This window comes from Mesorhizobium sp. URHB0026 (assembly GCF_054059755.1).
The window spans coordinates 437,006-455,186 of record NZ_JBSSCN010000002.1 but is presented as its reverse complement, the minus strand read 5'-3'; the positions used below and the strand labels follow the sequence as shown (position 1 = coordinate 455,186).

At 60.1% G+C, this 18,181-nt stretch carries 13 protein-coding genes and 1 pseudogene; 4 read left to right on the top strand and 10 right to left on the bottom strand.

Annotation, left to right across the window (positions count from 1 at the left end; translation table 11 throughout):
• Nucleotides 1–174: 174 nt before the first annotated feature.
• The 4 genes from ACVWWD_RS30720 to ACVWWD_RS30705 form a co-directional block, all read right to left on the bottom strand.
• Entirely contained in the window at nt 175–2,205 is a 2,031-nt protein-coding gene (locus tag ACVWWD_RS30720; protein WP_457103705.1) for a CHASE2 domain-containing protein, read from the bottom strand.
• 15 nt (nt 2,206–2,220) lie between these two features.
• Entirely contained in the window at nt 2,221–3,021 is an 801-nt protein-coding gene (locus tag ACVWWD_RS30715) for a FecR family protein (RefSeq protein ID WP_457103704.1), read from the bottom strand.
• Between the two features lie 11 nt (nt 3,022–3,032).
• Nucleotides 3,033–4,307, bottom strand: coding sequence for a tetratricopeptide repeat protein (locus tag ACVWWD_RS30710; RefSeq protein WP_352732682.1), 1,275 nt, complete (start codon nt 4,305–4,307; stop codon nt 3,033–3,035).
• A 473-nt stretch (nt 4,308–4,780) separates the two neighbouring features.
• The gene (locus ACVWWD_RS30705; protein ID WP_352732685.1) at nt 4,781–5,968 is read right to left on the bottom strand and encodes a magnesium transporter; all 1,188 of its coding nucleotides are present in this window, start codon (nt 5,966–5,968) and stop codon (nt 4,781–4,783) included.
• Between the two features lie 304 nt (nt 5,969–6,272).
• On the opposite strand from ACVWWD_RS30705, the pseudogene ACVWWD_RS30700 reads away from it, so the two are divergent.
• Nucleotides 6,273–6,741 (top strand): annotated as a pseudogene (locus ACVWWD_RS30700) (IS5 family transposase); the annotation flags it as partial.
• Between the two features lie 898 nt (nt 6,742–7,639).
• Here ACVWWD_RS30700 and ACVWWD_RS30695 read toward each other — a convergent pair.
• The 3 genes from ACVWWD_RS30695 to ACVWWD_RS30685 all read right to left on the bottom strand — a co-directional run bounded on the left by ACVWWD_RS30695 (nt 7,640) and on the right by ACVWWD_RS30685 (nt 11,505).
• Entirely contained in the window at nt 7,640–8,356 is a 717-nt protein-coding gene (locus ACVWWD_RS30695; protein WP_352596805.1) for a Crp/Fnr family transcriptional regulator, read from the bottom strand.
• 134 nt (nt 8,357–8,490) lie between these two features.
• Complete coding sequence (locus tag ACVWWD_RS30690; protein WP_352732688.1) at nt 8,491–8,769, bottom strand: hypothetical protein; 279 nt, start codon at nt 8,767–8,769, stop codon at nt 8,491–8,493.
• A gap of 435 nt (nt 8,770–9,204) precedes the next feature.
• Nucleotides 9,205–11,505, bottom strand: a complete 2,301-nt coding sequence (locus ACVWWD_RS30685; RefSeq protein WP_352732691.1) for an AGE family epimerase/isomerase — start codon at nt 11,503–11,505, stop codon at nt 9,205–9,207.
• A 582-nt stretch (nt 11,506–12,087) separates the two neighbouring features.
• Between ACVWWD_RS30685 and ACVWWD_RS30680 the strand changes: the two genes are divergently transcribed.
• From ACVWWD_RS30680 to ACVWWD_RS30670, 3 genes are all read left to right on the top strand, one after another.
• Complete coding sequence (locus tag ACVWWD_RS30680) at nt 12,088–12,423, top strand: hypothetical protein (protein WP_352662464.1); 336 nt, start codon at nt 12,088–12,090, stop codon at nt 12,421–12,423.
• Nucleotides 12,424–12,595: 172 nt separating this feature from the next.
• Complete coding sequence (locus ACVWWD_RS30675; protein ID WP_352732694.1) at nt 12,596–14,452, top strand: GumC family protein; 1,857 nt, start codon at nt 12,596–12,598, stop codon at nt 14,450–14,452.
• Nucleotides 14,453–14,603: 151 nt separating this feature from the next.
• Nucleotides 14,604–15,407, top strand: a complete 804-nt coding sequence (locus ACVWWD_RS30670; protein WP_352662470.1) for a sugar transferase — start codon at nt 14,604–14,606, stop codon at nt 15,405–15,407.
• A gap of 13 nt (nt 15,408–15,420) precedes the next feature.
• On the opposite strand, the gene ACVWWD_RS30665 is transcribed toward ACVWWD_RS30670, so the two are convergent.
• The 3 genes from ACVWWD_RS30665 to ACVWWD_RS30655 form a co-directional block, all read right to left on the bottom strand.
• Entirely contained in the window at nt 15,421–15,651 is a 231-nt protein-coding gene (locus ACVWWD_RS30665; RefSeq protein ID WP_140663930.1) for a hypothetical protein, read from the bottom strand.
• A gap of 316 nt (nt 15,652–15,967) precedes the next feature.
• Nucleotides 15,968–17,278: a polysaccharide biosynthesis/export family protein gene (locus ACVWWD_RS30660; protein WP_457103703.1), complete on the bottom strand. Its 1,311-nt coding sequence runs from the start codon at nt 17,276–17,278 to the stop codon at nt 15,968–15,970.
• Nucleotides 17,279–17,292: 14 nt separating this feature from the next.
• Nucleotides 17,293–18,165, bottom strand: a complete 873-nt coding sequence (locus tag ACVWWD_RS30655) for a glycosyltransferase family 2 protein (RefSeq protein ID WP_352732700.1) — start codon at nt 18,163–18,165, stop codon at nt 17,293–17,295.
• Between the last annotated feature and the right edge of the window lie 16 nt (nt 18,166–18,181).

Sequence of the window (18,181 nt, the reverse complement as noted above, 5' to 3'; positions counted from 1 at the left end):
TCGCTCCACCGACGCACTGCGTTTCAACGACCCACATTTAAGGAGGGCGTCATTGTCGATGGTGATGACGACTGACCGTTTCAGCACTTGGCATCCTCCTCGCCTCAGGCCTCCCAGCGGTGTTAGTTTTAATTCACAATGCAGGTCGGCATCCCTGCGATCCGCCGGATCCAGTCAGCGTGTGCTTCGGGTTCGGGGTGCAACATCGGGCGGTGCTATTTGAACGGATGGCGGCGAACCAATCACCACGGCAGGAGCGCCAGATTGCTCACCATGTTGGCTCTCTAATTCGCGGCTCATACCTTGGTGAGCAATCTGCATCTCCGGAACGGTGAAAACCGGCACCTCGCCCTTGAAACCTTGGAGCTCAAAGGCGCCCGCCTGGACGACCGGCATCGATGCTCCCGCTGCAAAGCCGGGTCCAAGCACCAAGGGGATGCCCAGCTTCTTGGTCGTCGATTCGAGCCGTGCCGCGCGGTTCACCGGGGAGCCGATCGCGGTGTAATCGAAGCGCCGTTCGGAGCCGAAATTGCCTACCGAGCAGATGCCGGTCTCGATGGCGACGCCGATCGCGATGGAGCGATAGCCATCCGAGGTGAAGGCGGCGTTTTCGCGCTTCACCCGCTCGATCAGGGCAAGGCCCGCCTCGAGCCCACGCTCGCGGTGATCGGGTTGATCAAGCGGTGCGTTCCAGAAGGCCAGCACCGCATCGCCCATGAACTTGTCGATGGTGCCGTCGCGCTTGAGGATCTCATCGGTCGCAATGCCGAGGAAATGGTTGACCACCTTGGCGATTTCTTGGGTGTCGAGCTGTTCGCTCATCGTCGTGAAGCCGCGTATGTCGCTTATCAAAATTGTGATCTCGCGCTTCTCGCCGGACAGGATTGCCTCGGTGTCCGAGCTTGCGAGGCGCTGCACGACGGAGGGCGACAGATATTGGGAGAACTGTCGGGTCAGGGTAGACCGGCGCTGCTCGCTGCGCCTGTAGAGGGTATAGCCTTCGAAGCCCGCAACCATGATCGTTGCAAGCGCCGGCTGCAGCGGGTCATATAGCGCACCCTGCAAGCTGTATTCGAGAGCGCCGAACACGAACGGCGTGACGGCTAGCAGCGCCACGGCGAGAGCGCCAAGCACGACACGTCCGGCGAGCGCTCCGGAAAGCCCGATGAAAACGACGGCACTGAGGAGAAACCAGAGCCGCTCGACCATACGCGCGTGCGTTGGCTCAGCCAGGTAGCGCCCGGCAAGCATCTGGCCGATCGCATCGGCGTGGATGTCCGCGCCTGGTCGCGCCGGACGCGTCGGCGTGGGCACGTACTGCGTCAGTCCCACAGCCGACAGCTCGACGATGGCGATAGCGTCCCGCAGCCGCGGATCGCCGTGGCCCGAAAGGATAGTGCTGGCAGACACGCGGGGCGTATCGGTGGCGGTTTCCCAGAGACGCATGCTCCCCTCCGGCTCGAGCGGCACAATGGCGCCGGCCATCTTGAGTGCGTCGAACCCGGCTGCATTCATCCGGGCTATGTAACCGTCCTGTCCGGCGTTAAGGCGCAGGAGCTCGAGTGCGAAGGACGGCCACAGCTGCACGCCGTGAGCGGTGTTGCGAAGCCAGAGCAGCGGCACATGGCGCAGTACACCGTCGGGATCGGGCAAGGTGCGAATCACGCCGAGGCCCGCGGCGGCATTCGAGAATTCGGCAAGCGAGCCGGTCAGGCCGGTGAAGCCGGGAAGTGTATCGGGTACTTGCCCGACGATCGACCAGCCGGCTTTGGGTTCTGCTTCTGAAACCGTCGCCTCAGTGCCAAGGCTGACGGCAAGCGCCGTTCGATTTTTGGCCAGCGCCGCTGCCAGGCGCTTGTCTCCGGCGATGCCCTCAGGCGAGGTGTCGGCCTCAGGGAGTACCAGCGCAAGCCCGACCACCGCCGCGCCGGATTCGGTGATGCCATAGACCAGATCGGCCAAGAGGCCACGGTTCCAGGGCCAGCGCCCATGTGCCCTAAGGCTGGCGTCGTCTATCGAGACGATCACGACAGGATTGCTCGTCGCCTGGCGTGGGGCGAGAAACTGGTAGAAGTCGTACGTGCGTTCGCGCAGTCGCGACAGCGGCCCGTCGAAAGCCAAATGGCAAGCGAGCAGCAAAAGAACGAGCACGAGACTGGATATCTTGCGCCTGACGGTCCAGCGCCAATCAGCAAAGGGGCTCATGCCGGGCGGCCGGGCTTAATTGCAGAAGGGGGAGCAGCCATCGCCATCGCCACCCCGCCGCCGCCCGCCGCCCACAGGTGGCGTTGGGCTGTCAGGGAATTCCATGACCACTCCTGGCAATGCGCCGTCCGTCGACTCGCAGACTTTGAGCGAGCCGCCGAGTGCCGACGCACAAATTGCGCTTACGTCCAAACCAGGACCCGGTGCGCCTGGCAGGCCGTTGCCGGCTATCCGGTCGATACTGTCCAATATCGGGAAGGTGTCGATTCCGCCGTAGCCGGTCAGCAGCTTGCCATCTTCCGATGTGCAGGCGTAGCCCGGGTTTGTGATGACCAGCCGTTTGCCCTTGATCGTGCAGGTCATGCGGCCGGCGCGCAGTATGCCGACGGTCTGGCCGGCTGCCACCAGCACTTCGATGATGCCGCCTCTCGCCCCGAGCACCATGTGCGGCGTCGCAACCTGCATGACGCCCCGTTTCGAAACCTGGCCGCCATAAAAACGGGCCAGGCCGCTGTTCATCCCGATGTCGATCTTTCCCGATCCGGAGCCCGGATTGTAGACGAATTCATCGATCGTCAGGCTGGTGTTCGGACCAATCTTGGCGCTCGATTCATCCCGGAACACCAGCATTCCAAGACCGGTGGGATCGCTGCGCAGCTGGTCGCCGAGTTCGACGCCGGCACCAACGTTCATTGTCCAACCGTTATTGCGGACGATGTTGGTCTGATAGGCTGTCATCGACCCGACCGTCTCGGCGGCGGATGGTGCCGCGAAGGCAAGGCAGGCGATGAAAATGGCGATCTGACGGTACCTCATCGCGGCCTCTTTCAATTGAGCGTCAACGTGTAGCTCATGAGCATTTCGAACGATTTTCGGTCGCGGTTGGCGATGGCAAAGTTGGTTTCGCGATAGGCGAGATCGACGCCGATCTTCTGCGCTTCCGTCAGCTGAAAATCGCTTTCCGAGGCAATGCGCCAGAAATCGCTCTTGATCTTCGTGCCAATGCCGACAGAAAGATCGGGAGTGTCGCTATGGCCGGCCGAGAAGGCGATCTGATGCGACCATGCGAAAAGATCCGGTACGTTCATCAACAGGCCGCCATAGCGGACCTCGCCCGTGTAGCTGCGGCCGATTTCGCCAGATCCGGAAGCGAAGTCATTCGAGCCGACAAAGCGCAGTCCGAGCGCCTGGCCGTTGCGGAAGCGGTAGCTGCCGCCTGCCTCATAGAAGACCCTGCTATCGGCGAAAATGCCTTGCGAGGCGCTTAGATCGATGTAGCCGCCACCGGCGAACATGGTCGTCTCGACCGTCGGGCGAACAAGGAAACGTCCACTGAGGCCGATACCGGTTTCGTGGATATCGCTGTCGAAACGGTCTGTAACGGTAAACGCGGAAAGCAGCAGGCGCAGCGAATCGATCCCACTGTTGGGCAGCCCCTTGTCCCAGGTAATCGCTGCGTTGCCGTGGATAAAAGTCTTCTCGCCACCCGGGACCGACAGGTCTTCCGTGAAAAAACGCTCCGTCCCCGTCAACGACCCCGAAAGAACGAGGGCGTCGGCACTTGGCGTGCCGAGGTCCCACCGCACAAAGCCTTCCGCCTGCCCGTAGGGCGAGACGAAGCTGTCGTCGTCCTGCGCCCCGCCTGGCTCAAAATGCGTAAATGCGCTGAATACGCCGCCGGTCATCGCGAGTTCCCAGGTGACGCCACGCAGCGCGCGCTCGATGCGGGCGAGCAGGCGAACAGCTTCCTGCTGCTCACTTGCGGTCAAACCGCCGACTTCGATGCCGTACTGCACCTGCCGCCGGGCCAATTCATAGGAGCCGACATGATAATACAACCGGCTTGCCGCAAGCCGGGCGCGCGCGTCGCGGGGGTATTTGATCAGATACTGCTCGATCGAGGAGATCGCCTGATCGTATTGTCCCGCGTTGACGGCAACCGTGACGAATTGGGCGAGCGTTCCATTGTCGGCCGGACTGGCGATGCGGGCTGAAAACGCATCGTCGTAGGCCGTAAAAAGACCTTGTGCGCCGGCCGGCAATACGCTGCAAAAAAGCAGCGCTGCGGCGAAGCCGAAGATCGTTCGAAGCCAAGATTGCATGCCGAGAACCCACCCCAAACCCGACTAGTGCGAGGGATTTAGCACGACCACAAGAAAAAGGCGACTGAACTGGCCACAGACTATGCGAGTCCCAGCAGCTGTGGCAACTACGCAACAAAATATCGGGGCTTATTCCAATTTCGGCCGCGCTGGTTGTCAAAACATCTTCTCAGCGTTGCTGCACGACGTATTTGGCGCAGCGCCGCTAACTCAAATCATCCTTACTGGTGATCGCACAGCCGACAAGATTAATTTTGCGTGCGCGATTCTGCGCTATCTGGTCGCCGAATGCGGCTTCAAGGCCGCCCACGGCTCGTCCGAAGGTCTTCCGTCGCGTTGCGCAAGGGTCGGAGCTGCCGAAAGGTGCTCTCGCCACGCGTGCGCGATGCGGCCTGGCCCTTGCAATTTCGCTGAATGCGACGAGGTCAGCTTATTGCCTCCACTCCCAGGGACGCATCACCGGACGCGCCTTGCTACAGCACGAGCATAGTGGCCAGCCCCAGCATCAGGCCCATGCCCACAATATCGGTCACCGTGGTGAGGAAGATCGCCGAAGCGACCGCCGGATCGGCGCCGATCCGGCGCAGGCCCAAGGGGATCAGCACACCGGAGATTCCGGACATGAGGCAGGATCCGGACATGGCAAGCAAGATCACAAGCGCCAGCATTGGCGCCTGGGCGGCCGACTGCGGTTGCCTCGACGCGTAGAACCACATCGCCGCGGCGGCAACAAGGCCGACGAGCACGCCGTTGGCGATCCCGAGCGCGCCCTCTCTCATCACCAAATGCAGCTTCGGTCGTTTGTCCACGTCCCCCAGGGCAAGGCCACGCAGCGTCATAGCCAGTGCCTGGCAGCCGGTGTTTCCGCTCTGCCCGGCCAAGACCGGAAGGAACGCCGCCAGGGCGACGATCTTCTCGATCGTGCCCGTGAAGGAACTGACCACGAATGCGGCCATGAAGGCTGTCACGAGGTTCAACTGCAGCCAGGGATGACGCTTCAAGAAGGCTGAACACAGCGGCGTAAACGACCGCTCCTCCTTCTGAACACCTACCATCTGGCCAGACTGGGCGGAAATCTCGATGATTTGCTGCTCGAACAAGCGCCAGCCTCGAACCTGCCCGAGCAGCCGGTTCTCCGCGTCCACCACCGGGTAGACAGGGTAGTGACGCCGTACCGCTGCCTTGCATGCGTTGCTCAAAGAGAGACCGACATTAAGAGCGAACGGCCTGGGCAGCATGATCTGATCGACAATCGCCTCCGGTTCGCTCAGCATCAGATCGCGCAGGACTACCAGGCCAACCAGTTTATTGCCCTCGTCCGTGACGTAGAGATAAGTGAGCTCGGTGGGCACCTCGGCGCGTCTGACAGCTTCGACCGCGGCAGCAACCGTCGTCCCGACAGGAACGCTGCCGGGAATCGGGTCCATCACCTCGAGGAGCGACTCGGGGATCGCGAAATCCCTGCCATCGCCCTGAGAGCTGATGGGCAGCACATGCAATGGCAAATGCTCGGCCACCTTACGGGCGTGCCCGTCCGGCAACAGCTTTAGTGTGTCGCGGATGAACTCGGGAGACTCTCTGGCGAGCAATTCAGCTGCGTCATCAGGTGCTCGGGCACGCAGCGTGCGCACCAGCTTCTGAACGCCGGTCTCTTCTTTCATTTGCTATAGCCCCCAATTGAAGCTCACATAATATGTAAAGTGTCGGATCGTACCAGTGCGGAAATACGCCAGGTTCTTCCGGCCCCAGCAGTCCGCCTTGTGGTTCTCGAAGTTATTGCGGCCTAATATGAGTTGATGTACGCCGATTGACTCCAGCGTCCACCCAGCAGACGCCATCTCACCTGGGGTGGGCCTGATATTGTTGAAAAGGTTTTCGGCAAGACCTCTCGCCTAGGTCGTGTGGACTCTTGGGGATTCCTAAGGCTGAGCAAATCAGATTCAAGGCTGCCTTTTGGAGACAGACTTGGGTGTTCTCGACCGTCTGATTCTTCGTGACGACCATTGGGAGCGCATGTCGGCGCATGTCGGCGCATATCATCGGGCGACCAGCGGACGCGAGGTTCGTCAGGCCGCAACAACCGGATGGTCGTGGAAGCAGTGCTTTGGATCGTTCGCAAGGGGCGCGATCTGCGCGATGCATTCGGAGATTGGAACAGCGTCTTCCGCGGGTTCAGCCGGGGGAGCCGTAGGGGTGTGGCGCATCTTCGCAGCGAAGTCGGATGATCCCGACTTTGAGTATCTGATCGTCGACTCCATCATCATCCGCGCCCACCAGCACGCCTCGGGAGCCAAAAAGGGGGTCTGAAGATCAGGCCCTTGGCCGTTCGCGCGGCGGTCTGAGCACCAAAATCCATATGGCCGTCCGAGGCCTTGGGTGCCCGGTGCGCTTCATTCTGACAGCTGGCCAACGCGGCTACTGCCCGCATGCTGACTTGGCGGCCATAGGACATTCAGATGGTAGGGACCACATTGCCTGCGAGTGACTCTACGTCGAGCACGGCGTGACCCTGGGACGGCAATCTTCCGTCATGCCGTTCCATGTCTACTCCAGCGGCGCTATATGGCTGTATGACGACACCATCTAACGCGACAGGGCTAGGGCCGCCGACGAGCCCTGCCGACCTCCCGCTCCGGTCGGCTCCAGCTCGGCTGCAGTGAGGGGAGGGATCGTGCTGTATCGCGTCGCGCAGTCGGCAATCCCGGCGCTCTAGCATGCCGTCCTTCAGCCTCTGCGTTCCGCTCTCAAAATAGGTCTGAACAGCAAGTCCGCAATGCTCGGTTTGCACGCGATCCCTTCCGGTCCCGGCGATGGTGGTGGTCGTCCGATAGGCTTAATTGCGCTGTCGCTAATATAAGATATACCACGCCTTGCGGGAGGCCCCCCGACCGCGATGGCCGGTGCGGCCCGCATCCCAACACCCCAGACCGCGCCGGCCATTCCAGCTCGTGTCCAATGAGGGGATGTAGCTCGCGCTGGCAAAGCTGCTTGCATGTGGATTTGACAGCGCCGCGATGAGCGAGCCGCGCACCGGAGGCATCGGCGCTGCGCCATAGGTTTGGTGTGGACACCAACATTTGCCTCAAAGGGCTACGATGAGGGCTTTGCTGGCTACGAGCTAAAGGGAGATGGAAATCACCCAGGCGTCAGCGCCGCGGAAGCATGGGCGGTCGAACACGCAAGGTGCGGGGAGCCGGCCCGGCGGAATCCCTGGGAAGGGTCATCCGGCGCCAATGGCCGTGCAGAGCCAACCCTTTTGCCGGCCTTGCTGCGGGACGGCAATGCGCTCCTCGCTCAGGAGGCATCTGGATGCCAAGTTGCTCCTACAGATGTCAACTGTCGATATAGCTGCATTCGAAACCCGCATATTCCGTCATGCCTCGTAGATCGAGCACGCGAACACGGCCTTGCCGGAATTCGAGAAATTTACGCTCGCGCAGTTCGCGCAGCATCCTGTTGACATGAATTGGAGTGAGACCGAGGGCGTCCGCGAGATCGTACTGGGTCAAAGGGCATTCATAGCTATCGCGGGTGACGGAGCCTATGTGTTCCAGGCGCGTCCTCAATTCGAGGAACAGATGTGCGGTACGCGCCAAGGCACTGCGTCGTCCAACATTGGTGAGATGTTCAGCGATGACCGCAGCCTTGTGCCCAAGAGCCTCGACGACAAGGGAGAAAAGATGGGGGGATTTCATGGCTGCGAGCGTAAATGTCTTGGTCGAGGCTACCAAGACGTTCAGTTCGGTTTGAGCAACAAACGTTTCAAGCGCGCCACCCCCGCTCGACCGGGACAGGACGAGATCCCCTTTCAAGGCAAAGTCAAGGATCTGTCGTTGCCCCCCTGCAAGTTCGTGCGACAGGCAACCCCAGCCCGACTCGACTATGAATACGCGATCATTGTCCTCACCCTGGCTGAAAATGACCGTCTCGGGTGGATAACGCTTCGGTGTGAACCCCAGCGTCTTCATGAGCGCCGAATCTTCGTCGGCAAGCCTGATATACGATGAGCGCTTTTCATTCCCGCCCAAAAACTGTGAAGCGTACAACATCTATAATCCCGCCCGATGTCTTCCTTTCTATCCCCAACGGATCGAATGTACATTAAATTTGGCGTGATGGGTACCTGTGCGACGTCGCAGCTACCAGCATGCGAAAGCAAGCGTTGTGCGTCGCAACCCCGCAGCTAGCTTTTATTTCTTGTGAAAGTTTCTTGCATGGAATCGACTATTTCGGCGGCGATGAAGCTACTGCGATTGTCCACTTGGCCGGCATTCCGCAAGGTCTTTGATGCGTCCTTGAGCAACCCTCTTATCTGTCTCGCCGACAACAATTCCGATGCCTCAAGTTCAAGCAGCACCGATTCACTTACGTGCAACGCGGCAAGGGCAACAGCTCGAGGCCTGGTGGCCAGCAATTTCAAGAGATCACTGGTGGGCCTAGTACGCGATTTCTTTTTTGCCATGGTATGCTTCTCAACTGTCCGGACAAGAAGGGTATTTGGACTCACATCACCTCGCCTTGAGCGATTTAATCGCGATCCGCGGCGGCAACGAGACTGGAAAAGCTCAATCTGTGCGTCCGTTTAGACATATTGTAAGCATGCTATCCCGGTTTGGAGCGACGACACAGAGGCAGGCCTACCGAATTAGCCGTAGCTTGCCCTTCCACCTTGGGACACCACGATACCGCCATCGCCGCTGAGACGTCGCATCGGAGAACGGCGACAAGTCTTTTATCAGAGAAACCATGGTCACTTACCCAGTTAACGGGGTCGCCGCTTGCCGTCCGCGACGGGTCTCGCCCCTTTGATCGGACGGGCGGGTACATCGGTGGCCTGCCAAGCTGTCGAATTCTTCCGCACCCAGCCGGATGAACGGTGTGGGGCAGACCGTGAGGCTTAGCCCAGAGCCCGCGCGGCGACGCTCTTGCCCAGGCCCAAAGCCGGCATCGGGAAAGATTCGATCTGCCCTTCGGTCTTATCCAAATACTGCATCAAGGCCGTCACCAAGTGGTAGAAAATGCTTGCGGGAACCTCTGTTGCCTGTGATCTTCCGCGCTCGTCAATTCTGTCGATCCACAAGCCAAGGGGGGCGGGATCGATATGCCATCGAAAGAGGCGGGCGACACGGGCCTCTATTTCTGGTTTCAAATCAGGCCCGCCTATGCCGTCCAAGGCTATGGCTGCCTTGATGGCCTCGCATTGCGGCCAACTGCGGGAGAGCCGGTCGATGGGCATTCCCTGCCGCGACACAGCCGCGTACGCCAGACCCGTAGCCCGATTCAATCCGCTGGCGATCGCGGACGAATAGAGCTTCCGTGCATAACTAGCCAAGTCCTTTTGTCCGCTTTTTTGAGCGAAATCGATGAGAAGCGAGGCCCATTCGAAATGGTGGCCCGGTTCGGTCGACAGGCCTTTTTCTCCAGGCAAAGGTAGCCAATCGACGTCGAAATTTTCCCCTACCGTCCAGCTCTCCTGGTCGAAGAAATGGCATCTGAAGAGATCGACGACGCGAGCCGCCCGGCGCAGATAGGTGCGGTCGCCAGTAACGTCATGCCACGCAAGGAAAGCCTCCAGCATGTGCATGTGCGGGTTCGAAAACCGCATCCCGTTGGAGCCGGAGGTTTCCAGGAAGCCGTTCAGGCGGTCGTCTTCGAGATGCGCGTCGATGAAAAGAAATGTCTCTTGTGCCAGTCGCAAGGCCTCGCGATGGCCACATCGATGAGCATGGCAAAGTGCCAGGAGTACGCAGGAATGATCGTATGCGTCCTCCGCAGGGTCAGCCACGCTGCCATTGACATTAAGGGTGCGCACCCAGCCGCCACGGGTGGTACGGCCATATTTGGCAATGAAGTCGATGCCGTGGTCGATCAGCTCGTCGGCTGGTCCGGCCCAGCCGCGTTGCTTGGCCACCGCGAAGGCGTAGATCTGGCGAGCCATGGTGCGCATGCGCTTGGGCTTCCCCAGCGGCCTTGTGTCGAAACCGAGCGCCTCGTGAAAGCCGCCGTTCACATCATCGACCCCTACGGTGGACCAAAGAGGCAGGGTTTCGTTGAAGAGCCAATGTTCGACGCGCTTGCGCCAGGAACCGTTGATGATGACCCGGTCTCCCGAGGGTGTGTACTTCGTCTCAAGCCGTCCGCTCTTTTCCAACTGCTCGACGACCTTCTTCACGTTCTGGCTGTGGCTGACAGGGGCGACGAACACCGCGTCCGGTGTCGCTACTACCGCCACCCCCGTCATGCCGATGACGGTCAGCAGCCTGCCTTGGCTTCTAAGGTAGGAGCTGTCGCAGTCCATGGCGACGATGTCGCCCATCACGACATTGCCATTGCCGTCTGTCGGGCTCGCTTCGAGCAGCGATTGCCACGACCCAAGGTCGTTCCAGCGGAAGGAAGCCGTAACCATGGCAATATCGCGTGCATGCTCCATGACGGCATAGTCGATCGAGGTGGAGGGGACGGCCGAGTAGAAGCCGTGGGGGAGACAGATACCCGAGAGGTCCGTGCGTGCAGTCTTGTGGGCCCGTTCTGCAGTTTCCCAGATGTCCGGCTGGAACTCGAGAAATGCCCGGCGCATGGTGTCGGCACGAAACAGGAAAATGCCTGCGTTCCAGTAGAATCGTCCTGACGATACGTAGTTGCGCGCTGTCTCTGCGTTGGGCTTTTCGACGAAGCGCGAAACTGCAGCCACGCGGTCGTCAGTTGCTGCAACTTCTATGTAGCCGTATCCAGTTTCCGCATGCGTTGGCTTGATGCCGAACACGATGATGCTCCCTGACTCGGCGGCAGGAACGCCCGACTCGACGGTCTCCCAGAATTGCGCGTCAGTCGATATTTCATGATCGGAGGGAACCACGAGCACAAGTGCATCGCTGCCATGTTCCGAGATTGTCTGCAGGGTGGCTATGGCGACGGCTGCGGCGGTGTTGCGACCGACAGGCTCGAAGATCGGTTTACCGCCGTTCAGGCCGAGCGAAGCAATGTCAGAGATAACGCGATCGGCATGTCGTTCGGAAGCGATCAGGTAGATTGGGGTCAGATTGTCGGACCGCGCCTTGAGCCGCCGGACAGTCTTTGCGAGCATTGAACCGTCACCCGAAAGGTCGTGGAATTGCTTTGGATTGTCTTCGCGCGAAAGCGGCCACAGGCGTGAGCCCACGCCCCCGCTCATGACAAAACACACCAGCTCGGATGCCATACTCGAGTCCCTTCTCAACAAATCTCTAACTACTGGCTCCGACCTATGGATCTTGGCGCAGCCGCAGGTCGAGAGCATCGACCTTGTCGCGGCGCCCTTTGGACGGAGCAGCGCACCAGAGCCGGATTATCGGCTTCTCCGACGAGGCCGTAACCGTGGCCCCGGCGAGGAGCTGGCAGCAGCGGCGTGAGGCAGGCAGGCTGCGAAAAGCCATGCCGACGTCCTGGACGATGGCCGCCAAGGAACACCCTCGCGATTGGGCGCCAGGCGCCGATCAAATGGCTGCCCAAGTCACGTCCACTGCCATCCAGCGCGGCGGCCGGCCCGACACCGCCTCGTGATGTAATTGAGTTTGTAAAGGACACCTTCCGCTCCCAAATCGCTCACGAGGGAGGGTTTTAGCATGCTGTGGGACGCCGGCCTCGTCAGGAATTCGGGCAGTCCTGACACCCAGATACGATCCCCTCATCCAATAGGAGATGCCAATCGGCCGCCAAAAGGATGTCTCGTAGAGGCGAGAGCGTTTTGTATTCTGGCACATGCGTTCCATTCGGGCGCTCACGTTAAGGATTGGGCCGCAAAATGCCGCTTCCCGCATTGAGGTCCCCGTCGCGCGAATATGTCGATGAAAGGCGCCTTGGCCGGCTGGTTCGCCTTCTTCAGGCCACGCAAGTCGAAATCGAGAAGGAGGCGACGCAACTTTATCCGTCGGAAAACGCGATGGCGGACTGCGCCGCGTTTTCTGTGCAGGCGCTCGAGAACGGCGAAACTCTCGAAGTTATCTCCGTCAGGATCGATACGCTCACACATAATATGATGTTGAATCACACACGGCAGGTCTCGCTGCAGCAGCAGCTGTCATTCGTGCGCAGGACTCAAGCAGAATTGCAGCGCCTTCTTCCCTCCCATAGGACGTAGCCGCATACGCCAATTGGCGGCGTTTACCTTCCGCACCGCCGGGATAGTCTTTTGGGGCAATCTGGGATCGCGGGGCCGCAGCTTTCCACCAGACATCGGCCGGACAACATGCTTCGCCTGCATCAGGATGGCGCGTGCGCCGGAGTTCCCGCACGCCTGCAGGAGAAGTTGAATGGACCGCATGTTGCCTCATCAATGGCCTGCGACAACGAACAAGCAGGGTGCCATCAGCCAGGAGTTTATCGGCCTCGCTGATATAAGCGGATTTTTGCGGCGTTACCTCAGAACGATCATTGCCTGTCTTGGCGCCGCGCTCTTGGTGGCCTGGTTCTACAACTCGACCACCGACCCAGTGTTTACCGCCAGTGCGCAGATCCTGATCGAGCCGAAAGTGCCGCAACATCTCCAGGAGGGCGGAGAAGTAAACCTGTCATTGGACACCGCGCAGGTGGAAAGCCAGATCGCAGTGATGCAGTCGGAAAAAATCGCCGCGATGGTCATTGAGCAGCTGAAACTCGTCGAAGACCCTAAGTTCAATCGTCCACACGCGCCTATTTTGCCGGAGGCATTCAGAAAAATAAAAATGGTCCTGGCTAACGCTTTGGGAGCCCAAAAAAGCGCCAGGCTGACGTCGCTATGGGAGTATTTCGGCTTGGGCATGCCAGAACCCGCCGCATCACTGACCGACTATCAAAAATTCCGCCACACAATGTCGAGTTTCCGCGACGGCCTCGATATCCGCAGGGTCGGTGTTTCCTACGCGATAGACATTTCCTTCACCTCCGTTGATCCCGAGGGCGCATCCAACATTGCCAACGCCACGGCCGATGCCTTCGTGCATGAACAGATCGAAACCAAGGCCGACGCGGCACGGGAAGGTGGCGCGTGGCTCGAGAAGCGTCTTCAGCAGCTTCGAGCGCAAATGAACTCGGCCATGGCGAAGGCTCAGGAGTTCCGTTCTCGGCACGACTACAGCGTCGGCAACGAGGCCAACAATGAAGAGGCCAATGCCACGGACGGCGTCAACGCCGTGCCGACGCTCGAAGAGCTCGAGGTGACCGCCGAAACCTATCAAAAGATGTACGAAAGCTTCCTCCAGGCCTACACCAACTCGGTGAGCCAGCAATCGTATCCGGTGGCCGATGCGAGGGTGATCACGGCCGCGACAGCGCCGCTTTATCCGAGCGCTCCAAGGCCGAAACTGGTCCTTGCCTTCGCCGCGATTGCCGGGCTCATTGTCGGCATCGGGATTTCGTTTGTCAGGCACACGCTCGATTGGACCGTCAGGTCGCCGCGGCACATCAGGGAGAACCTCGGCATCGAGTGCCTCGGAGAGTTGCCTTTGACGAGCAAGCGAATGGAATCCGGCCACATTGACGAGGTCAAGAGACATCCATACTCGCGATACAGCCAGTGCCTCAGGAAGGCACGGGCCGAGATCAGCCTTGCGGAAACCAACCATCAGGTCAAATTCCTCGGGTTGACCGCCGTATCCAACGGCAGTCCCAAGAGTTCCGTCATCAGCAATCTCGCCACGCTTTACTCGATGTCCGGTCTAAAGACGCTGGTGATCGACGCCGATGTGCGGCGATCGGTGACCACCATGCGGCTGCTCGGCCGCTCGGTTGTTTACGACAGACTGTGCCCGGACCCCATCCGGCTTAGCATCGTGCGCGCACCAGGCCGGCCGTTCGACCTGCTTCGCAGTTCCGTGGTGGAGGGCACCGACTTGTTGACGCCACGCAACATGGAGGCGTTCCTCTCGGAAGTTACTGCTTTTGGTCTCGCCGATCACGAACTTGGCGCCTACGACGTTGTCATCGTTGACCTGCCGACACTGGCCTCGGGAGCCGACGAACTGATGGTCGGGTCCGTTCTGGACGGTGTCGTCATCGTTGCGGAATGGGGCAAGACGCATTCCGAAACGCTGCGGGACCTTGTCAGAGCGTTGCAGGCCAGCAGGGCGCATGTGCTTGGAGCCCTTTTGGCGAACGCTCGGGCGATGACATCCAAACACCGCACGACATGAGAAGGGCAGATGCGTCGTCGAAAGCCTGGAAGACGTTCGGGATCACCCCTTGGCATTAGGGTTAGGGTGGGCGCGTAGTGCTACCTCCTTTGCCTTTCTTGCCGAGCGTCCTCCAGATTGGGAAAGTGTCAGAGTCAAACAATTCGAAACAATGATCGTCATGACAAACGCCTTCGAGAAGCAATCACATCTCGCACCCTCGGGTTGGGGCCCGCCATCCGTTCCGGTGGCAGTCGAGAACCGAGCGGTCCTGCATGTTGTTTCGGCTCCCGACCACGACAGTGGCGGGGTGTTGTTGATCGACTTGTCACCCGCCATCAGGGCAGGCTCTATAAATCCTCCCGTGGGAGGTCTTCTGAAGCGAATCCTGGATTTGATCATAGCGGTCACGGCGCTTGTCATGGCAGCGCCGGTAATGGTTGCTGTTGCCCTGCTCATCAGAATCACGACAGGCGGCCCGGCGGTGTTCCCGCACCGCCGGGTCGGCCTCGGCGGAAGACCGTTCAACTGCTATAAGTTCCGTTCGATGGTCGCCAATTCGGAAGCCGTTCTAAAAGCCTGCCTCGAAGCCAATCCCGACATCAGAATGGAGTGGGAGAAGACCCACAAGATCAGGAACGACCCGCGCGTGACGTTCCTCGGGCGAATGCTGCGAAGGTCAAGCCTCGATGAACTCCCCCAGCTCTACAACATTGTCCGTGGCGACATGAGTTGCGTGGGGCCGAGGCCGGTCGTGAAGGAAGAGCTCCAGCTTTACGGCGACCACGTAGCGGACTATCTCCGCGCCAGGCCGGGACTGACCGGTCTTTGGCAGGTGAGCGGAAGAAGCAGCGTGGACTACGCCACGCGCGTGGCGCTGGACAGCCACTATGTTCGGAACTGGTCTGTCTGGTCCGACATCGTGATCCTGTTCAGGACCGTCTTCGCGGTGATGCGCTTCGACAGGACCTCCTAACCCCCCTGACCCGTCACTCTGCGGTTTGCTTCCAGCGGACGGACAGAAACACCCCGATGATGTACGCGCCTGCCAACACGAATGCCAGGATCAGGAATTTGAGGACGCTCACATGGCCCGGAAATCCAAAGCCGTTCCAGGCCAAGCTTCCAATCGCAAGCAGGGCGGTGGCTGCGAGAAGGGCGGAAACCTTGAACCGCAGGCCTATCAGAGCGCCCGCAGCCGCCAGGGCGATTAGTGTCATGAGCACCGACATCTCCAGTGGCAGGACGGATCAACTCACTGCGGCACAAGGTTCCGTCCGGGGCCTGAGGGCCCACGGTGCTCACTGATATGCGGCCTCCAAGAGCAAGGCAAGTGCTGCGAGCACTGCCTAGACGGTCGGCTTGAGTGCCGAGTCTTGCTTCATCTTCCCGATCTTCCTGAATGGCTTCGGCGGCCGTGGTTTCAGGGCACAAGCCAGCCGATCATATGGAGGCGATCGAGAGCGTCATAGGATCTGATGCGGTGGGGACCGACCAGCCAACTACGTCAGTTGCCCTGGCGGATCGCGGACTTGATCAATTGATGCCCTGAACGGGAACCGTCCCGGCCTGAAGGCTACCGCCTGTAGGTATGCTAGCCAGACCTGCGTCCGGCGCCGGGATCTCGACCTTCACTGTGTCGCCGGGTTCTAATGCTGTCGTCTCCTCGGCGGGAAGTTCGGCTGTGCTGCTATCCGTCGTCCGGACGATCTTGAAGATTGGCTTGGCACTTTCGGAGCGTTGCCTCAGAGCGAGCAGGGCGGGGACTGCAATCTCGGTTTCGTGCAGCAACTGAACCGCGGTATCGGCCTTGCTGGTGACTTCGTTGAGCTGCAGCTGGGTTTCGCGCAAACCTTCAGCGACTTCGCTGGCGTGCCGGTTGCTGATGTTGAGGATCTCGATGTCGGTCTTGCTGATCTCCTGCCTCACGCGCAGCAGCGAGGTTTCGGCAGCGAGCCTGTCCCCTTGCATCTGCGCGACCGTCCCCTCAAGCGATAGCTCGCGTGGTGCAACCGCCAGTCCCTTCTCGACAAGCGTCGAAACACTCGCGAGCTCCTTCTGGACAAGCTCGATCTGTTTGTCGTGGAATGTGAGTTGCTGTCCCAGCGAGTCCAGTTCCTTTTCTAGGAAGTCCCTGAGTTCATGGAGTGAACGCAGTTGCGTCGTCAGCGCGTCTTTGCCGATCGCAAAGATCTTGCGTTCCTGGTCCATTGTCGATGCAACGGTTTGGTTGGAAGCCCTGTCGTTCAATTCCGCAGGAAACGAGATCTCCTCGCTGCCGGCCAGTTCGGCTTCAAGGCGCGCCTTGCGGGCAAGAAGGCTGACATTGTTCAGCGCCAGTAAACCCACATCGCCCTGGCCTGAGATGACTTCCCGCCCGAGCCGCGATATGTCGTCCTGGCGTATGGGCAAGCCGCCCGCGATCCCCACCGCCTGCAGCACGGTCAGTCCGGGCCGATAAGGAAACTCCCCGGGCTGCTTGACGTTGCCGACGATGTAGAAAGGTCTGTACTGCACAATTTCGACAGCGACATCGGGCTGGCGGCCGAGCCCCATGTTCCGCATCAAGCGATCGCCGATGGCCCGGGCGAGGTCGCCGGGAGCGGTGCCCTGCGCGCGTATCTGGCCGACAAACGGAAGGAAGAGCGTGCCGTCGGCACCGACGACGAAAGCGTCGTTGAGAGCCGTCCATTCGAAAATCACATCACGTGATGCGCGCCATTCATAAACCTTGAGCCTGACCTTATCTTGGGGTCCGAGCAGATACTCGGCAGCCGCCGAAGGCAATGTGCCGGCGACCGCCGCGGCCAGTGAGGCAGACGCGATCGTCAAAACCCATTTGCGCATTGTCTTCCCCTTCGTCAGATTTTCAAGATGTACTCGGGTTCGATTCGGCCAATCGCGACGTGCAGGATAGCGAGCAGGTTACCCCTGAGCCTGCCCCTACGGTCGACATACGGCTCGGGCGACAGGCTCTTTGCCAGATTGGCTGCAATATTCCTGAGCATCAGGGGAAGCGCGAAAGAGGCCGGCACAGACCCCTTTCTGATCAGATAGATCGCATTAGCAACCTGGGAGTAGCCGAATCGCTCTCCGCTGACGCGACCTGTCTTGATGCCCAGATGGACCCCCCTGATCGAGGATACGCAGACCACCCGGCCTTTGGATCTCAGTTGGCTGGTGAAGTCGATGTCCTCCTGCCAGCCATACAGGACGAGGCGCTCGTCGAAACGCAAATCGCCCACAAGCGAGGAACGGACGGACATGTTACATCCGTATGCACCCACATGGTCGATTGCCGAAGGTCCGGCACTGCGGGTGCCCTCTGCTGCCCGCAGCGCGGCTTCGGCATCTTCCCAGGTGAGGCCAGCGTTGGCGGCCCCGTCCTTGATGACCCTGCCCATCACCACCGCCCACTCTTCATTTGTGACAAAGGCTTCTTCGATCTGCTTCAGGTATTCGGCCGATGGGACGAAATCGTCGTCGAAGAATGTGATGATGTCGAAGCGCGCCAGCGACGGCGCAAGAGCCGTGTTCCGCTGTGCGGTGAGCCCCCTCGGCCCGAAAACACATTTTACAGGAAAGGGGCAACTGGCCGGCAATTCAACATGCGTGGCGTCGGGCGCGGACACTATGACTTCATCGGGAAGTCTCTTCTGGCTACCCAAATAGCCGAGCAGGCGCGCAACCTGCGCGCTGCGGCCTAGGGTTGGGATAATCACTGCCAGTCTCATGCCCGGTCCATGTTTC

What these genes read in the sequence shown, in the direction of transcription:
- ACVWWD_RS30665 (WP_140663930.1), bottom strand. Translation starts at nt 15,651, where the DNA reads ATGACACTAATCGCCCTGGCGGCTGCGGGCGCTCTGATAGGCCTGCGG.
- ACVWWD_RS30695 (WP_352596805.1), bottom strand. Translation starts at nt 8,356, where the DNA reads ATGTTGTACGCTTCACAGTTTTTGGGCGGGAATGAAAAGCGCTCATCG.
- ACVWWD_RS30720 (WP_457103705.1), bottom strand. Translation starts at nt 2,205, where the DNA reads ATGAGCCCCTTTGCTGATTGGCGCTGGACCGTCAGGCGCAAGATATCC.
- ACVWWD_RS30705 (WP_352732685.1), bottom strand. Translation starts at nt 5,968, where the DNA reads ATGAAAGAAGAGACCGGCGTTCAGAAGCTGGTGCGCACGCTGCGTGCC.
- ACVWWD_RS30660 (WP_457103703.1), bottom strand. Translation starts at nt 17,278, where the DNA reads ATGCGCAAATGGGTTTTGACGATCGCGTCTGCCTCACTGGCCGCGGCG.
- ACVWWD_RS30670 (WP_352662470.1), top strand. Translation starts at nt 14,604, where the DNA reads ATGATCGTCATGACAAACGCCTTCGAGAAGCAATCACATCTCGCACCC.
- ACVWWD_RS30690 (WP_352732688.1), bottom strand. Translation starts at nt 8,769, where the DNA reads ATGGCAAAAAAGAAATCGCGTACTAGGCCCACCAGTGATCTCTTGAAA.
- ACVWWD_RS30715 (WP_457103704.1), bottom strand. Translation starts at nt 3,021, where the DNA reads ATGAGGTACCGTCAGATCGCCATTTTCATCGCCTGCCTTGCCTTCGCG.
- ACVWWD_RS30675 (WP_352732694.1), top strand. Translation starts at nt 12,596, where the DNA reads ATGGACCGCATGTTGCCTCATCAATGGCCTGCGACAACGAACAAGCAG.
- ACVWWD_RS30685 (WP_352732691.1), bottom strand. Translation starts at nt 11,505, where the DNA reads ATGGCATCCGAGCTGGTGTGTTTTGTCATGAGCGGGGGCGTGGGCTCA.
- ACVWWD_RS30710 (WP_352732682.1), bottom strand. Translation starts at nt 4,307, where the DNA reads ATGCAATCTTGGCTTCGAACGATCTTCGGCTTCGCCGCAGCGCTGCTT.
- ACVWWD_RS30655 (WP_352732700.1), bottom strand. Translation starts at nt 18,165, where the DNA reads ATGAGACTGGCAGTGATTATCCCAACCCTAGGCCGCAGCGCGCAGGTT.
- ACVWWD_RS30680 (WP_352662464.1), top strand. Translation starts at nt 12,088, where the DNA reads ATGCCGCTTCCCGCATTGAGGTCCCCGTCGCGCGAATATGTCGATGAA.